This is a genomic window from Kitasatospora sp. NPDC036755 (genome assembly GCF_040636595.1).
GTDB lineage: Bacteria > Actinomycetota > Actinomycetes > Streptomycetales > Streptomycetaceae > Kitasatospora.
Genome location: NZ_JBEZUT010000693.1, coordinates 1 through 1,217 on the forward strand (window position 1 = coordinate 1; position 1,217 = coordinate 1,217).

The 1,217-nt window shown below is 75.2% G+C and carries 2 pseudogenes; one reads left to right on the plus strand and one right to left on the minus strand.

The annotated features are described in order from the left end of the window. A pseudogene (locus AB0E96_RS41260) lies at positions 1–68 on the plus strand (50S ribosomal protein L20); the annotation flags it as partial. Between the two features lie 20 nt (positions 69–88). On the opposite strand, the pseudogene AB0E96_RS41265 reads toward AB0E96_RS41260, so the two are convergent. Continuing rightward, positions 89–1,108 (minus strand): annotated as a pseudogene (locus AB0E96_RS41265) (acyltransferase domain-containing protein); the annotation flags it as partial. Positions 1,109–1,217: the final 109 nt, after the last annotated feature.

Here is a 1,217-nt window from a genome sequence, read left to right on the forward strand (position 1 = left end):
GTGGCCAGCGTTCGCGCCTGTACCGCAAGGCCAAGGAGCAGGTCACCCACTCGCTGGTCTACAACTTCAACGCCGCGGCCCGGTCGAGCACGCTCTCGGCCACCATCGCGGAGCAGACGCCGTCCGGTCCCAGTTCGAGGACGGTGCGCACGCCGGCCGCCTCCAGCGACCGGGCGGCCGCCAGGAACCGGACCGGCCGGCGGACCTGGTCGACCCAGTAGTCCGGGGAGGTCAGCAGCTCGGCCGGGGCGGGCTCGCCGGTCACCGTGGAGACGATCGGGATGGCCGGCGGCCGGAAGGAGAGCGGCGCGAGCGCCCGGCGGAACTCCGCCAGCATCGGCTCCATGTGCGGGGAGTGGAAGGCGTGGCTGACCGTCAGCCGCTTGGTGCGGTGGCCGCGCTCGCGCAGCTCGGCGGCCACCGCCAGGACGGCGTCCTCGTCACCGGAGAGCACCACCGAGGTCGGCCCGTTCACCGCCGCGACGGCCAGCTGCCGCTCCCGGCCGTCGAGCAGCGGCGCGACCTGCTCCTCGGTGGCCTGCACCGCGACCATGGCGCCCCCGGCGGGCAGCGCCTGCATCAGCCGGCCGCGGGCGGCGACCAGCGCGCAGGCGTCCGCCAGGGAGAGCACCCCGGCCACGTGCGCGGCGGCCACCTCGCCGACCGAGTGCCCGGCGAGGAAATCCGGCCGCACGCCCCAGGACTCGAAGAGCCGGAACAGCGCGACCTCGACCGCGAACAGGGCGGGCTGGGTGTACCCCGTCAGGTCGAGGTCCTCACCGGAGTCGACGACCTCGCGCAGCGGGCGGTCCAGCAGCGGGTCGAGGTGGGCGCAGACCGCGTCGAAGGCGGTCGCGAACACCGGGAAGAGCGTGCGTAGTTCCGCGCCCATCCCGGCGCGCTGGGCGCCCTGGCCGGTGAACACGAAGGCCAGTGGGCCGTCCACCGCCGTCTCCGTCGCCGCCCCGGCCGCCGGCAGGCCGGCCGCCAGGGCCTCCAGCCCGGCGAGCAGCTCGCCCCGGTCGGCGACCGGCAGGACGGCGCGGTGGCCGAGCCGGGAGCGGGTGGAGACCGAGGACCAGGCGATGTCGGCGAGGGCCGCGTCCGGGGTCTCGGCGAGGACTGCGCTCCAGCAGCAGGTCCACCACTGACAGCAGGTCCTTCCGGGTGAGCGCGTGGAAGACGATCACCTCGTCGATCCGGTTGAGGAACTCCGG